Origin of the sequence: Novosphingobium sp. (genome assembly GCF_027489515.1) — a bacterium.
Lineage (GTDB): Bacteria > Pseudomonadota > Alphaproteobacteria > Sphingomonadales > Sphingomonadaceae > Novosphingobium.
This window is the reverse complement of the sequence record NZ_JAIXZS010000088.1, coordinates 1-15,339: the sequence shown is the minus strand read 5'-3', so window position 1 is coordinate 15,339 and position 15,339 is coordinate 1. Positions and strand designations below refer to the sequence as shown.

The window sequence follows — 15,339 nt, the reverse complement described above, 5'->3', positions numbered from 1 at the left end:
TCGAGATGTTCTACAACCCGGTGCGCAAGCAGGTCAGGAACGGGATGCTGTCTCCCGTCAAGTTCGAACGGCAGCAGATTTTGAAAGCCGAAGGCGTCTAGAAAACTAGGGGCTACTCACTTCGATGAGGTCGCACAGATGCTTGAATGCAAAGAAAATTTCCTGCTGATGCCGCATGTCGATTGCGTATGGCCGATCATCGCTCAATAACCGCTCGTCATCACTACCTATCATGGTTGACGCTGTAGCGCGCAGCTTGCTGATTGCCATATGAGCCGTCACGATCATTTGCGTGGTGCAACTAGTTGTGCGTCCCATATTAGGGAGCAGCAATCCTTGGCGTCCACCTTCGATCGCCATGTCCGTTTGATCGCTTTTCATGGTGCCGTCACCGGAGAACGGAATGATCAACTGCCAGCCTTGTGAAGCTTCGACTTTAATCGTCGCAGAAGTGAGCGCTGCAGCGACCATATTCAGATCTCCGACCTGTCGGGCAGCAACCTTTGCCGCAAAGGGCGAGGCACGATCTTCATCTAGGGTGCAAATCGCAGGTACAATTTTGGCCCACGTTTCGGCAGCAATCTTCGGGTTCTGTGCGACCCTAGGGTTGGCGTTGCCGAAAGCAAGATGAGAAAGGCCATGCATTGTAGCCTTACAACAACGGAAAGTGCTTCTGCGCAACCTTCATGCTGCAGGTGGTGCTCAATGTGGGTTGGGATTCAAAGCAGAGCGCAGTCGTTGAACTCGATGAAAACATTCAGAATGACATTGCAAGTAGAATGTCCGCTCGGACCGTTCAGTTCAACGGTGCCCAGCTGAAAGCGCAAGCAGCCACTGAATGCGCAGCGAGGGAGCATGGTAACTCCGAACCGATGAATCTGATCGCCTTTGCCGTGCCAACTGATGATGGCTACGACAGTCCTTTCTATGATTGAGCGGCTTTCAGGCGAGAGGGTTAACCAATCGAGGGCGAACTGCAGGTATGCGATCGACGCAGAAATGACAACGGTCCGCAAGCTGGTTGATCAAGGCCAAGCTTGCATCTGCAAAAGTGACACAATCCTCTAAACCCCTGTTTGTTTGGGCGTTGTAAGTTTTCGCTGACCGCGCGGCGGTTGTGCACAAGATCCTGGTCTACCGGCACCCCCGCAATAGCGAGGCTGCCTGCGAAATCATTGTTCGTCGGTATCCACAAATGGTCCTCCGCGATGTAGTCCAGTTCGCAATAGGACCCAACCAAGGAGCCTGGCGGGTCCGCGTTGCAATGGACAAAGTTGAATCCGACCCGGGACGATCGTCGATGCCTAGGCGGACGAGGTCGCCAGACTGATGCCGCTGGGACAGACCTTTGTCGCCTTCGTTGAGCATGCCAAGCGGGTCTCGCCGACCTGCCTCGTGCACTTTGGCTGCAATCGGTACCGCGCGCCAGCCTACTCTGCCAACCGCCCAATCAGCCTGCGAGTCTGTTCGGAGCGGATCACCCAAGCGACCGAGGGACGGATCTTATGCGAGCATGAGCGGATCATCGAACGGTCCCATTATGTATCTGGGCGGATTATCCGTGGATGTCGACATTGTCTGGCCGTGATCTAACGCAAGCAATGAGCCCTGCGCATCGGGCTCCCTTCCTGAAGATGCCGGATGCCTTCCGGCAGTTGTCCAGCTCAAGCGCCCGGGAAATGGTCGAGATCGTCGCCTTGGCCCTCCAGCATGACGCGCTGGCGGTTCTTTGTACCGTTGACCTCGCGCTAAATACTGACTCGTAGACCAAGATCCGTGTCCTCAACATCCTGCACCTACAGAGCTACGGCAAGGCCGGGACACCACCAAAGATCGATGCTCCCCATGCCCTGACCCCGCGGTGTGAGCCCAAGGTCAATGTCGAGCGCTGAGTTGCGCAGCGCAGCAAGGAGACCGCACGTGCATCATCATCCGGCCAGCGCCGTCGTCGTGGTCATGCTGCACGACCTCAAGAAGTCCGGGACGGCGGCAGGCCGTGACCGACCTCATCGTTCAGGGTGCCCTTGCCTTCGATGCTGCCGTGCTGATTCTGTCCAACTGGCTCAACGCCGAGGCGGCCGAACGCGAGGTTCGTTCGCTAACCTACCAGACCTAGGCAGCGCGCTTTCCGATCTACAGGGACCTCACCGGCTTCGATTTTGCCTCCAGCAAGGTGAACGAGGCCATGGTCCGCCAACTCCACCTCGGCGAGTTCATCGACGGCGCCAGCAACGTTGAGCTGATCGGTGGGCAATTCATGCGCAAGACCCATATCGCCACGGCCAATGGCATCCAGGCCGTCGAGCATTATCGCAAGATGGTGCGGTTTTTCGCCACCGTCGATGTGGTTATTTCCCTCGAGCCGGACAAGGTTCTGAACGGGGCCGGCTAGCTTACCCATCAGCTGTTCATCGGGCGGTCCGCTCCTCTTCCAGCTGCTCTGCAAGCTCGAGGAGCGCACCAGCATCATCATCGCCGCCAACCTGAGCTTCTTCGAATGGGGCAGTGTCTTCGGTGATACCAAGTGACCACCGAGCTTCTTGATCGGCTCAACCATCACTGTCACATCCTAGAGACAGAGAATGACAGCATCCGCTTCAGGGCCAGCAGCGCCGCAGCTCCCAAGTCCCGCAAGGCCAAATCACCCGCTTGACCCTACCCCCGGATTGCGGGGACAAACTCCCACCCCAGTCAATTCTCGATAGAAATCCCGGGGACACTTCTCATTGGCAATCAACGGGCGTGGACCTTTCGCGCTTTCCAGGTGAGATCGCTGCGCATAGCGTTAATCTTTTCGGGGGTGGGCAGTTCCTCCCGGCGTAGTTTCCAACAAAGATATCCTGCATGCCTACGTCGATGCAACAGTCGTCCATGACTTCAGGCCCGCAGCTGCCCTCCTAGCGACAACAGTCTGGCACCTGAAAACGTCGGTTCCCTGTTTCAACATGGACGTTTTTGGTGAGTCTGATATTATTGATGAATATATTTATTTTGCGCGCATAAATATTGTTTTATAATTACAATGCTTTACAATAAAAAAAGTCGATAAAATTGATTATAATTAAAATAAAATACAAATAATAATTATATAAAATACAAGTGCTGTTTGCAAAAAATCTAAAATTGAAATGCTTCTATATCATAAAAAATGATAAGATAACAATATATTGTGGAGGTAAATCAAAATAGGGCTTTGTTAAAAAAGTATTCGGTCAATTACATACTCGATTTTTACAAGATAATTAACTAATTTCATTCATGGTCCATGCACTAAATGCACGGCTCCGGCCGATGGAGATTTGCATGTCCAATCTTGCTCAAGTCATGCCCCACCCAAAGGCTACTGAGGCCGTCAACACTGCCCGAGCCGAACGCGGTCCGCCGCAGACCGGATCATGCGAAACCCGCCGGCTCGGCGTGCTCGGAGCCACGCTTGGTGCTGCCCTGCTTGATGGCTGCGGCGATGGCTCCTCGGGCGGAGGTAGCACGAGCGGAGGCAGCACGGGCGGTGCGTTGGCCACACCGCCTAAGTCGACAGCGATTTCGATGGCCCAAGCCTCACGGTTTCTTTCGCAGGCGAGCATTGGCTATTCCAAAAGGGATATCACCGACCTCGTCGGATCGAGTTACAGCGCCTGGCTTGACACCCAGCTCGGCATGGCGCGGCCTCAGAAGTTATGGGATTTCTTGATCGCCGGAGGCTATGACGCGCCGGCCAACGCGAACACGATGGTCGGGTTCGACGCGATGATGTGGGCGCAGCTGATCGGAAGCGGGGACATACTGCGCCAGCGCGTGGGCCTTGCCCTGCTCAGCATCCTAGTCGTCGGGATCGGCGGCCTCACGACTCAATGGCGCAGCTTTGTTATGGCCGCCTATCTCGACGGGTTATGGGACAATGCCTTCGGCAACTACCGCGACATCTTGGAGTTCATCTCGACAAGTCCAGCCATGGGGCAGTATTTGACCTTCTTGGGCAATACCAAAGCAAATGCATCTATCGGTGCGATCCCCGACGAGAACTATGCCCGCGAGCTCATGCAGCTGTTCACCATTGGTCTCTACCAGCTCAACGTTGATGGGACCAAGGTGCTATCTGGCGGTGCTCCGGTGGCAACCTACACTCAGGCCGACGTGAGCCAAGCCGCGAGGATCTGGACTGGTTACATGCTGGCCAACGGCGACGGGACCACGCCCGCGCGCATGCGCCTGCCGATGGTCATCAACAGTAACACCCGCGAGACCGGCGCTTCCTCGCTGCTCAACGGCACGATTTCGGTCCCCGCTGGGGCAGATGGCGCCAGCGCACGAAGAATCCTGCTAGACGGGTTGTTCAACCACCCCAATCTTCCGCCGTTCATCTGCAAGCAGCTGATCCAGCGGTTGGTCACCTCCAACCCCTCGTCCGCTTACGTCAAGCGCATCGCCAAAGTTTTCATCAACAACGGCAGCGGAGTTCGCGGCGACATGAAGGCAGTGATCCGTGCGATTTTGACCGACAGCGAGGCGCGCGACGACAGTCAGATAGGGTCGGCAAAGTTTGGCAAGTTGCGCGAACCGATCATCCGACTCACCCAGTGGGCGCGCGCCTTTGGCGTCACCTCACCGAGCAATCTCTGGCCTATCGGCGACACCAGCTCGCAAGCCTATCGGCTCGGCCAGAGCCCGGGCCGCTCGCCCTCAGTGTTTAATTGGTTCCGCCCCGGCTATGTCATGCCCGGCGCCCCAGCCTCTGCGACCGGTCAGGTCGCGCCCGAGCTTCAGATCACCAACGAGTCGTCGATCATCGCTTATGTTAACTACATGCAGGCGCTGATCGCGATTGGAGCCGGTGACGCCAAACCTGATTATTCGAGCCTCACCCCGCTTGCTAAGGACAGCCAAGCCCTTTTGAACGAACTCAACCTCGTACTTGCCGCAAACCAGATCAGCGCGCCGACGATCGCAAAGATGAAGGCTGCGCTCGACACGATCTCAGTGTCCACCACAACTGGGCTCAAGAACCGGATCTACGCGGCTATACTGCTGGTTATGGCCAGCAGTGAATATCTTGTGCAACGCTGAGGGAGGCACTGTAATGAATATGAACCAGTCGCGCCGCGCCTTTCTCAAACGCGCCTCGCTGCTCTCGATGGCGGGCGGTGCCGGGCCCTTCGTAATGAACCTCGCCGCGATTGGTGAGGCTGCCGCCGCGACAGCGAGCGACTACAAAGCACTGGTCTGCGTTTTCCTTTATGGCGGCAACGATCACGCTAACACGCTGGTCCCCTACGACACTGCTCAGTACACCGCCTATCGCGCCCAGCGCTCAAATCTTGCCTTCGATCATGCCAAGCTGGCGCCGACACTGCTAACCCCTTCGGCACCCCTGCCTTCCGGGGCGCAATACGCACTCGCTCCTAGCCTCGCAAAGCTGCTGCCGATCTTCAACGCGGGCAAGATGGCGGTGATGCTTAATGTTGGAACCCTCGTCCAGCCGACCACCAAAGCCCAGTTTAACGCGCGCAGCGTTCCTTTGCCTCCCAAGCTGCTTAGCCACAATGACCAGCAAAACTACTGGCAAGCCTCGAGTCCCGAGGGCGCCACCTCCGGCTGGGGCGGCCGAATAGGTGACCTCCTCCAATCAGGCAACGGCACCTCGGCGCTCACCTGCATTAATGCCAGCGGTAACGCCGTTTTCCTCACCGGCCGTGCGGCAGTGCAGTATTCGATCGCCGCCAACGGCCCAGTCGGGCTCTACGCGCGGAGCAATCTCAATGGGTCAGCCAATGCCTTGACCCTCCTGCAGTCGCTTATCAGCGGCACGGTTGCGGGCAATCACGAGCTCGGCACGACCCTTGGCGGAATCGGCTCACGCGCGCTCGGACTTTACACCCAACTCACTGAGGCACTGGCCCAGGCGCCAACAATCGCCACTCCCTTCCCGGCTGCCGCAGACACGGCAAGTAGCCTTGGCGCACAACTTCAGACAGTCGCGCGGCTGATCGCGGTGAGCCTGCAGCTTGGCGCGAAACGGCAGGTGTTCTTCGTCTCGACTGGTCGGTTCGACACGCACGACGGCCTAGCCACGCTGCACCCGACGTTGTTGACCAATCTCGCCGATGCATTACGCGCATTCTACGACACTACTGTCGAACTCGGAGTGGCCAACCAGGTAACCACCTTCACTGCGTCCGACTTCGGCCGCGCGCTGACCGCAAATAACGATGGTACAGACCATGGCTGGGGCTCGATGCAGTTCGTGCTTGGCGGTGCGGTCAAGGGCGGACGTTACTACGGGAGAAACCCTGTGTTCGCCAATGGTGGGCCCGACGACATCGGCCAAGGTCGCCTGATCCCGACGATGTCGGTCGATCAGTATGCCGCAACCATGGCCAACTGGTTCGGAATACCGGCCTCCGATCTGCCGACTGTGTTGCCCAATATCGGCAATTTCGCCGGCTCGGTGCTGGGCACGAATGTGGGCTTCGTTTGATCGCCGTGACCGGTTTGGCGCGCTTCTTGGTCCTGCCGATACTGCCAGGGGTATTGCTGTGCCCTGTGCCGGCCGCCGCACAGGTCTTTCAGATCGAGCCTGACGGCGCTGTTCTGGTGCGCCAAGGCAGCGGCGCAGTACAATGGCAGCGCACCGGTACTCCGGACGGGACGACTCTCGCTCCCACTGCGCCGCCCGCTTTACCAGCTCCGATCGTTTCTGCAGCTACCTGCACCTCTTCAACAATCGCTTGTTCAACCTTGCTCCACCAAGCAGCTGCCCAAGCTGGCCTGCACCCGGCCGTGCTCGAGGCGCTTGTCTGGCAGGAGAGCCGCTGGCGCCCCGGCGCAGTCTCGCGCAAAGGTGCGATCGGATTGACGCAGCTGATGCCCGGAACTGCGCGTGCCCTGGGCGTTAATCCCTACGATCCGGTCGCCAATCTGATTGGTGGCGCACGATACCTTCGTAGCTTGCTCGATCACTTTGACGGCGATCTTATCAAGGCGCTCGCCGCCTACAACGCTGGCGCTCGGCGCGTCGAAAAAGCTGGTGGCGTCCCGCGCATTCGAGAAACCCAAGACTACGTAGTTAGCATACTGAATCGCCTCAATCAGACGTTCCCAAGCCGTTAGGGCATTATGGTTAATACTCCGGTTAGAAACGGACCCAGCATGGAAGCGAACAGACAAATGACAGCTCAGAGAGTAAGTGACGGTTGGCTGAACCCGGTGATCGCCCACGTCGGCCATGCAGCAGCTTCCCGGCGCGAGCGTAGCCTGGTTGCAGTCCTTAGCGCGTTCGCAGGAAGCGACCCGGCCCTGGCGGCGCAAGGCTCCGATCCGGCTGGCTCCGGTCCGATTGTCGCGGCGCTTGGCTGGATCCAGGGCACGCTCATGGGCAACGTCGCGACAGCCGTTGCGGTCATCGCCGTCGCCATGGTCGGATTCATGATGCTCACTGGGCGTATGAACTGGCGGTTCGGAGCGACGGTAATCCTTGGATGCTTCACACTCTTCGGAGCGGCTTCGATCGTATCCGGGATCCGCGCAGCCGCAAGCGTAGCGAGCTGAGCCATGCACCGAATTCCAGTGTTCCGAGCGCTTACTCGACCTCAGATGTTCGGGGGCGTCACCTACAGCTTCTTCATCGTCAATGCAGCAGTGACAACCGAGGCATTCCTGATCACGCGGTCGTTCCTGGCACTGCCGATCGCCGTAGTGGTCCACGCGGTGGGCTACCTCGCTTGCCTCCGTGAGCCGCGCATCTTCGATCTCTGGCTGACCATGGTCAGCCGCTGCCCACGCGTGCCCAACTGGCGCCGCTGGGGCTGCAACAGCTATCTGCCATGAGCCCGGCGCCGATGAGCAGCAAGCTGGCGATGTACGGTCCGGCCGTTTGGGCGCGACGTGAGGCGCGCGCTGGCGACCGCCTGCCCTATGCAGCGCTAACGGATGCGCGCACGGTGCAGTTGTGCGACGGCTCGCTGATGCAGTCCATGGCGATTGCCGGCCTGCCGTTCGAAACGGCCGAGGCCGAGCAGCTCGATCACCTTCTGGCGGTCCGCGACGTGATGCTGCGTGCAGCTCTCGATTCGAGCTTCGTACTCTATCACCACGTTATCCGCCGCAGGGTTGACGTCGCCATAAGCGGCGATTTCGCAAAGCCTTGGGCAGCGGCACTCGACCAAGCTTGGGCGCAGCGGTTGCGCAAACGGCAACTGTTCGTCAATGATCAATACCTGACGCTGGTCCGGCGCCCACCGCGCGGCAAGACCGGATTGCCCGAGCGCATCGGGCGCTGGGTGCGCCGTACCGAAGCAGTGATGGACGAGGTTCGGCAGCGAGAACTAGATGCCGCAATGCAGGCGCTAACGAGTGGACTTGCCGCCTATGGCGCGCGGCCACTGGGTAGCTACGATACTCCGCACGGCGAGGCCAACGAACTGCTTGAACTGCTTTCGCTGCTTTATAACGGCGAGCAAAAGCCCGTTCTCACCCCCGGCAGGGGCACCGACATCGGACTGCATCTCCCGTACACTCGGGTCAGCTTTGGGCTCGACGCGGTGGAGACCCGCAGCAGTGGCTGGCGTGATTTCGCCGGGCTGCTCGGCGTAAAGGAGTACCCACCGGCAACCCGCGCGGGCATCCTCGACGGGGTGCTCCGACTGGGGAGCGAGTGCGTTCTGACCGAGAGTTTCGCGCCCGTAGATCGCCAGATTGCGCGTGAGCGGATCGATATGTCGGTTCGCCGTTTGCGCGCCGCAGACGACGACACCGCGACCGAGCGGCGCGAGATACTCCAGGCCAAGGACGCGCTGGTCAGCGGTCAGACCGGTTTTGGTGATCATCACCTTAGCCTGCTGGTCCACGCGCCCAGCCTCCCTGCGCTCGATCTCGCCATGGCCGAAGCCGCCACTTTGTTAGGTGAGACCGGCGCCGTGGTGGTCCGCGAGGACGTCAATCTTGAACCTGGGTTTTGGGCACAGTTCCCCGGCAATGAGGATTATGTTGTGCGCCGCGCGCTGGTCTCCACCGGCAACGCTGCGGGTTTTCTCTCACTGCACGGGTTCCCACTCGGCCAGAGCGAGGGCAATCATTGGGGCGATGCGGTTTGCCTGTTCGAGACCACAGCCGGCACCCCCTACTTCTTCAATTTCCACGTAGGTGACCTCGGCCACTTCACTGCGATCGGGCCATCTGGTTCAGGCAAGACCGTTGCGATGAACTTCCTGATAGCCCAAGCGCAAAAATTCCGCCCGCGCACTGTGGTTTTCGACAAGGACCGCGGTTCTGAGATCTTTGTCCGCGCACTCGGCGGACACTATGCTAGAATTAAACCGGGTCAGCCGACTGGGTTCAACCCGCTGCAGCTCAACGACACGCCAGTGAACCGTGCTTTTTTGACCGAGTGGTTGGGCGCGTTGCTGCGCCCGTGCGACAGCGAGGAAGAGGCGCTGATTGCCGGGGCGGTCGAGGTCGCCTTCCAGAACGATCCGGCGCTTCGCAGGTTGCGGCACTTCCATGAGCTGTTGGCTGGACGGCGGCGACCCGAGGAAGGCGACCTTGCCTCGCGGCTGCGCCCGTGGATCCTCGACGGGCCGCACGCATGGATGTTCGACAACTCCGATGACGCGCTCGACCTCGAGCAAATGGTGCTTGGATTCGACATGACCGAACTGCTCGACAATCCAGTACTGCGCACCCCTACGATGATGTACCTTTTTCATCGTATCGACCAGCGGCTCGACGGCGAGCCAGCGATGATAGTGATCGATGAGGGCTGGAAGGCACTCGACGACGCAGTCTTCGCCGCCCGCATCCGGGACTGGCTGAAGACACTGCGCAAGCGCAATGCAGTGGTTGGATTCGCCACCCAGTCGGCGAGTGATGCGCTTGATAGTCGAATTGCCAGCGCGATCGTCGAGCAGACTGCAACCCAAATCTTTCTGCCCAACGCCAAGGCTCGGGCCGAGGACTATTGCGGCGGCTTCGGCCTGTCCAAGCACGAACTCGAGCTAATCCGCGCTCTGCCAGCGTCCGGGCGCTGCTTCCTCGTACGACATGCCAATCACTCGGTTGTGGTCCGTCTTGACCTCTCGGGGGAAGCAGCCTTGCTTGCGGTGCTATCCGGACGCGAGGCCAGCGTACGCCAGCTTGATGCCCTACGTAGCAGTCTCGGCGACGATCCGGCGTGCTGGTATAAGCCATTGACCGGCGAGCCATGGATTTGTGCAACCGACGGCAGAGGCAACACGCTGTGACTGTCTGCCCGACCCTCCCCGCCGACGGTTTCGCTTCAATCGTCCAGGCGATGCGCGCAATCGACTGCCAGTCCGGCGAGGCTGTGGCGATCGCCTTTGATCGCCTGTTCGGACAGCACGGCGCATTGGGTCAGGCTCTAACAGTACTGTTGACCATATACGTCGCTCTTTTCGCCTTCAATCTACTCAGTGGGCGAGGCCGACTGACGATGGATATGCTTACTCCGCGGATGCTCCAACTGGGGCTAGCGCTGACTTTTGCGACCTCATGGGTGGCCTATCAGAGTGTTGCGTGGAACTTGCTGGTCGAAGCCCCGGATGAAATTGCCAGCCTTCTGCTAAATACCAAGGGTAGCGCCACAGAAGCGTTCGCGTTGCGGCTCGATGGCCTGTTTGACGTGCTTTCCCGGTCAGCTCAGCTCGCGCAGAGCGCCAATGCCGTTGCCCCGTCGCCAGGCAGCCCGTTACCTCAACTCGCCGGTACGCCGGCGCGTCCGGCCGATCTGCTTTGGCTAGCTAGCCTGATGCTGCTGCTTGGCACGGTGGGTGTGCTTGTTGTGGCACGGATCGCGCTGGCGGCGGTCATGGCGATCGGTCCACTGTTCATCGTCCTCGTGCTCTTTCGGGGCACCCGCGGCTTACTGGAGGGCTGGCTCAAGGCTGCGCTTATGCTGGCGGTCACCCCGGTGCTCGCCGTACTGCTTGGCGGAGCCACTATGGTGATAATCGATCCAATGATCGCCGCCCTGGTTCACGCCGGAGGCAAGGTTCCAGTTGGGCTAGCTTCATCTCTTTTCCTCGCCGCCTTCGTTTATGTTGCGCTGATGATGCTTGCGATGCGAGCCGCACGGTTGATCGCCGGGTCGTGGCACTTCGGGCTCACAGAGTCCGTCCAGCCGGTGATCGTAAGACTCGCGCAGGCTTCAGCCGACCCTGCCACCGCGCCAACAACTGCGCAGCACGAGCCGTCGCTGACCGATGAGCGGCTGCGGAGTGTGGTTCAGGCCGCCGGAACACGCGATGTGGACCCAACTCTTCGTCTTGACAGCGCGACAGTGCGCGCCTGGGCACGGCCGCAGGACTCGAAGGACTCTTCAGTCAACCAATTCAACCTGCATACCTCACGTCGCGACCCACGGATCCGCCCGGTTACTCAGTCCAGTCGCGCAAACACGAAGGCCCCCGCATGACCCGCCCAGTCCTCTCACGCCTGACACTGCTGCAGTCAGCGCTCGCACAAATCGCCTTCCTGGCCTCGGCCACACCCGTCTTGGCTGACCCGCGGGTTGAGCAGGTGTTCTTTGATGCCGATAAGGTCGTCAACATTCGTGGCCAGAGCAATGTCCAGACTATGGTCGAATTTGCCGCGGACGAGCGGATTGAGAACATTGCACTCGGCGATGCCGTGGGGTGGCAGGTTACACCCAACAAGCGCGGCAATCTGCTATTCCTAAAGCCAATGGCAGCGCGGGCACATACCAACATGACCGTAGTTACGGACCAGCGTCGCTACCTTTTCGACTTAGTCAATGGTGGTCCCAGGGCCCGCCCAGTCTATGTCCTGCGCTTCGTTTTCCCGGTGTCTTTGCCCCTCGCCCTTGATACTTCTTCGAAGGTATCGCCACAGCCTGAAACGACGATGCCCCCTCCGACCACGGCGCAGCCCGCGCCAGTATTCAGCCGTAATACCGCGTGGCGCGCGACCGGCGCGAGTCAGTTGTTCCCAACCGAGATCTTCGACGATGGCAACGCGACTTATCTGGCCTGGAGCGCGACGCGCGACTTGCCCGCGATCTTGGCAGCCGGTGCCGACGGACAGGAAGGCCCAGTCAATTTCGCCGTACGCGACGCTACGATCGTGATCGAGGGTGTGGCCTCGCGGTACGTGCTGCGGATAGGCAAGGCCAGCGCCACGCTTACCCGCCTCGTGCCGCTTCCCGGGAGAACTGCGAACAAGAGCAAGGAGCCCGCACTGTGAACACGCTCCCTTCGCAAAAGTCCACCATCGACCCGCGTCTCGAGCTTGACAGCGAAAGCTTCGCAGAAGCTACGGCCAAGGCTTTTCCCGTGGTCTCTGCGCAGGTCCGCGGGAACGACCGGGCTGGACTAGTGTTCGGTGCAGGCATCGCCATGCTGCTTGGCGCTCTAACCCTGTTTGGGATGACTGCCTCACGCTCGGGGGCGACACCGACCCAAGTTCCGCCAGTTCCTGCCCAAAGCGTGCCTCCGGTCGAGCAGGAAACCGGTCCACAAACCGTCCTTGCGCCTGTGGCTATGTCTGGTGCGGTCTCGCCGGTGACCGACATGCCTGTCATGCCGATGGCCCCGTCCATTCCCCTCGCACCCGTGGTACCCGCCACCGAAGGGCAGCGCGCACCGGCGCTCGTGTACGATACGCCGGGGGAGCCCAACGATACCGCCGCGGCGATGGCCAATGCGGTGACGCAAGCAGATCCTGCTCGCGGTGCGGCTCGCACCGCAGCGTTGGATACGCTTTCACCGGACGAACAGTTCGTTCGCCGACTTGCCGGAGAGTCCACCAGCGCAAGCGCCACGCCGATGGTCTCACCCGGCTCGACAATCGCTCAGGGGACGCTGGTCGCTGCTGTGCTGGAAACTTCGCTCAACTCAGACCTGCCAGGCTATGTTCGGGCGGTGATCAGTCGCGAAGTGCGTAGCTTTGATGGGCGCCGCGTGCTGATCCCGCGCGGAAGCCATGTGATCGGTGAATACAAGAGCGGGCTCGCGGTTGGCCAGACCCGTGCCTTCGTTCTGTGGACCCGGCTGCTGCGACCCGATGGGGTTTCAGTCGCGCTCGGCTCGCCGGCGACCGATACGGCTGGTAGCAACGGCTTGCTTGGCAAAGTGAACAGTCACTTCGGCAAGCGCTTCGGGGCGGCGATGCTCATGTCACTGATCAGCGCCGGCGGCCAGGCTATTGGCGGCGGCGGCGCAGTAATCATCGCTTCGCCTTCGCAGGCCGCCTCCAATGCTGTCCAGCGCGACATCAATATCCCGCCTACGGTCCGAGTTGCCGCTGGCACCCCGATCCGCATTTTCGTTACGCGCGACTTGGATTTCTCGGGAGTCGAGGGCCAATGAACGCGGGTAACCATGGCGTCTACCTCACGGCGCTGCTTGCGCCGTTCAACCGCTGGCTAGAGCGCGAAAATGTGACAGAGATCATGGTCAATCGTCCCGGTGAAGTATGGATCGAATCCGCTGGCAGCGACGGATTGCACCGTGAAGAAGCCGTGGAGATCGACGATCGACTGATTGAGCAGTTGGCCTACCAGATCGCGCGGCAGACCCACCAAGGGATCAACCGCGAGCGACCACTGCTTGCCGCTACCCTGCCAGATGGCGCACGCATACAGATCATATCCCCGCCCGCCACCCCGCAACACTGGTGCCTGGCGGTGCGCCGGCACCGGGTGCGTGAGGTGCCGATCTTCGACTTCGCGGCAGGGCCGATCGAACGCCCCCAGCGACCTCACTTTGATCGGGAGGCTGCACTGCGCGATCCAATTGGCTTTATTGCCGAAGCCGTCGCAACTCGCGCAACCATCCTCGTAAGTGGAGGAACTTCGAGCGGGAAGACAACATTTCTCAATTCGCTTCTGGGATTAATCCCTGAGACGGAACGGATCCTTGTCGTCGAAGATACGCCTGAAATCCGACTCCGTCATCCAAATTGTCTCAAACTCGTAGCAGTTAAGGGGGAAATGGGCGAAGCACGGCTAACCACAAATGATTTGCTGCAAGCCTCGCTGCGTATGCGTCCTGATCGCCTAGTTCTGGGTGAGCTGCGCGGCGATGAAGCGGTCAGCTTTCTAAGAGCCATCAATACCGGCCATCCCGGCAGCTTTTCGACGATCCACGCCAACTCCCCGGCAGCCGCGCTGGAACAGCTGACGCTGATGGTCATGCAGGCAGGTCTTGGTCTTTCGCATGACGAGACGATTACTTATGCACATAGCGTCATCGATGTGGTGATTCAACTTGATAGAACCGGCGGGCGACGAAGGATCGTGGACATGTTGATATGCTGAGCGGTATTTTGTTTTGCCTGCTACGTAGATTAATGTGATATTCATTAGGTGGGCATGGATCAGGTAGTCTGTTTTTGGATCGACACCGTGTCAAGTGCTACGAATCAAGGTGGAAGTTCTTCATGTTCCACCATAATCACTGTCGCGGCCCAACTTTGCTGGCGTGAAGTGCAGCATCGAGTCTCCGCGCCCGCATTTGCCGAAGGCAGCTGAAGTTCTGACAGTGTCATGTGTTCTCACTCGCGCGAGCGGTGTCCACTGCTTTAAGGTTTTCATTGACGAAGGCGGCCGATGAGATTGGCCAGCGGAAGTGAAGCCATTGATCGTCGCGTAGAACATGTCCGGTCAGGAGACGGTGTGCGCGGCGGCACGCGCTTAGCCCCTTGCAGCTGTTCACGTGGCGCCGGTAACTGAGCAAGCAGTTGGAGGAGCGCGGTTTGGTGCTGCCAAATGCCGCGGCGTACGTACCGGCTCTGGTCGACATGGCAGCGGCTGATGATCAAGCTGCGCAGCAGTTCATCGTCCCAGGGCGTGCCGGCGTTGAAAGGCTATTGCGGTCGATCTGGAGATCGACGACGTCGCCGCGAAGACCCGCTGCGGCGCCGGTGCTGGCGTGAATGTCGCGGTGATCGAAGCACTCGGGGCAACGCAATGATCGGACTTGGTGTTGGTGCGCGCGTGATGGTTGCGACGCGCTCGGTGGATCTCCGCAAGGCGCCTGACCCGCTGGCGGCGCTGGTGGGTAACGAGCACTTCGCGGATGCTAAATCCGGTGTGATCTATCTAATCCGGGCGGAGTGCAGCGACCGGATTCAGTTGGGCTAGTGGTGCGGGTATGTCCCTGACGGCGAAGAAGCTGATGTAGTGGCGGCTTTGACTGGCCAAGCGCACAGGACGGAGTCATGCGGCTGACATTGGCGCAACTCGCTGCGCTTCTAGGCTCAGGACCTATTAAAATGCTTGCGTAGCGTGCGATCAGTTGATTCAATGACGGCGCTGAGGAGGCGTTGTCATGAGCGATTTGATCTGGTTGTCAGAGGCGCAGATGCGCC

At 59.8% G+C, this 15,339-nt stretch carries 13 protein-coding genes and 2 pseudogenes; 14 read left to right on the top strand and 1 reads right to left on the bottom strand.

What is annotated here, in order from left to right; translation table 11 throughout:
* Positions 1-105: 105 nt before the first annotated feature.
* On the bottom strand, positions 106-645 hold the full coding sequence (locus Q0082_RS15470; RefSeq protein ID WP_298194336.1) for a hypothetical protein: 540 nt from the start codon (positions 643-645) through the stop codon (positions 106-108).
* A 41-nt stretch (positions 646-686) separates the two neighbouring features.
* Here Q0082_RS15470 and Q0082_RS15465 point away from each other — a divergent pair, with 41 nt between their 5' ends.
* From Q0082_RS15465 to Q0082_RS15400, 14 genes and pseudogenes are all read left to right on the top strand, one after another.
* Entirely contained in the window at positions 687-935 is a 249-nt protein-coding gene (locus tag Q0082_RS15465; protein WP_298194335.1) for a hypothetical protein, read from the top strand.
* Between the two features lie 349 nt (positions 936-1,284).
* Positions 1,285-1,892: pseudogene (locus Q0082_RS15460) on the top strand (IS21 family transposase); the annotation flags it as partial.
* 64 nt (positions 1,893-1,956) lie between these two features.
* Positions 1,957-2,653: pseudogene (locus tag Q0082_RS15455) on the top strand (ATP-binding protein).
* A 650-nt stretch (positions 2,654-3,303) separates the two neighbouring features.
* Positions 3,304-5,064, top strand: a complete 1,761-nt coding sequence (locus tag Q0082_RS15450; protein WP_298194334.1) for a DUF1800 family protein — start codon at positions 3,304-3,306, stop codon at positions 5,062-5,064.
* A gap of 13 nt (positions 5,065-5,077) precedes the next feature.
* Positions 5,078-6,475 carry a DUF1501 domain-containing protein gene (locus Q0082_RS15445; protein ID WP_298194332.1) on the top strand — a complete coding sequence of 466 codons (1,398 nt, stop codon included), beginning with the start codon at positions 5,078-5,080 and terminating at the stop codon, positions 6,473-6,475.
* The gene (locus Q0082_RS15440) at positions 6,472-7,107 is read left to right on the top strand and encodes a lytic transglycosylase domain-containing protein (RefSeq protein WP_298194330.1); all 636 of its coding nucleotides are present in this window, start codon (positions 6,472-6,474) and stop codon (positions 7,105-7,107) included. The genes Q0082_RS15445 and Q0082_RS15440 overlap by 4 nt, the downstream gene beginning before the upstream one ends.
* 57 nt (positions 7,108-7,164) lie before the next feature.
* Positions 7,165-7,545 (top strand): TrbC/VirB2 family protein, encoded by a 381-nt coding sequence (locus Q0082_RS15435; RefSeq protein ID WP_298194328.1) that lies wholly within the window; start codon positions 7,165-7,167, stop codon positions 7,543-7,545.
* A gap of 3 nt (positions 7,546-7,548) precedes the next feature.
* Positions 7,549-7,824, top strand: a complete 276-nt coding sequence (locus Q0082_RS15430) for a VirB3 family type IV secretion system protein (RefSeq protein ID WP_298194327.1) — start codon at positions 7,549-7,551, stop codon at positions 7,822-7,824.
* Positions 7,825-7,835: 11 nt separating this feature from the next.
* On the top strand, positions 7,836-10,235 hold the full coding sequence (locus tag Q0082_RS15425; protein ID WP_298194324.1) for a VirB4 family type IV secretion/conjugal transfer ATPase: 2,400 nt from the start codon (positions 7,836-7,838) through the stop codon (positions 10,233-10,235).
* Positions 10,236-10,285: 50 nt separating this feature from the next.
* Positions 10,286-11,425 (top strand): type IV secretion system protein, encoded by a 1,140-nt coding sequence (locus Q0082_RS15420; RefSeq protein ID WP_298194322.1) that lies wholly within the window; start codon positions 10,286-10,288, stop codon positions 11,423-11,425.
* Positions 11,422-12,213 (top strand): TrbG/VirB9 family P-type conjugative transfer protein, encoded by a 792-nt coding sequence (locus tag Q0082_RS15415; protein ID WP_298194321.1) that lies wholly within the window; start codon positions 11,422-11,424, stop codon positions 12,211-12,213. Before Q0082_RS15420 ends, Q0082_RS15415 begins: the two co-directional genes overlap by 4 nt.
* Positions 12,214-12,509: 296 nt before the next feature.
* A complete protein-coding gene (locus Q0082_RS15410) occupies positions 12,510-13,337 on the top strand; it encodes a TrbI/VirB10 family protein (protein WP_298194319.1) in 828 nt (275 codons plus the stop codon).
* Positions 13,334-14,287 carry a P-type DNA transfer ATPase VirB11 gene (gene virB11, locus Q0082_RS15405; RefSeq protein ID WP_298194317.1) on the top strand — a complete coding sequence of 318 codons (954 nt, stop codon included), beginning with the start codon at positions 13,334-13,336 and terminating at the stop codon, positions 14,285-14,287. The genes Q0082_RS15410 and virB11 overlap by 4 nt, the downstream gene beginning before the upstream one ends.
* A 495-nt stretch (positions 14,288-14,782) precedes the next feature.
* Positions 14,783-15,112 (top strand): hypothetical protein, encoded by a 330-nt coding sequence (locus Q0082_RS15400; protein WP_298194316.1) that lies wholly within the window; start codon positions 14,783-14,785, stop codon positions 15,110-15,112.
* Positions 15,113-15,339 lie beyond the last annotated feature (227 nt).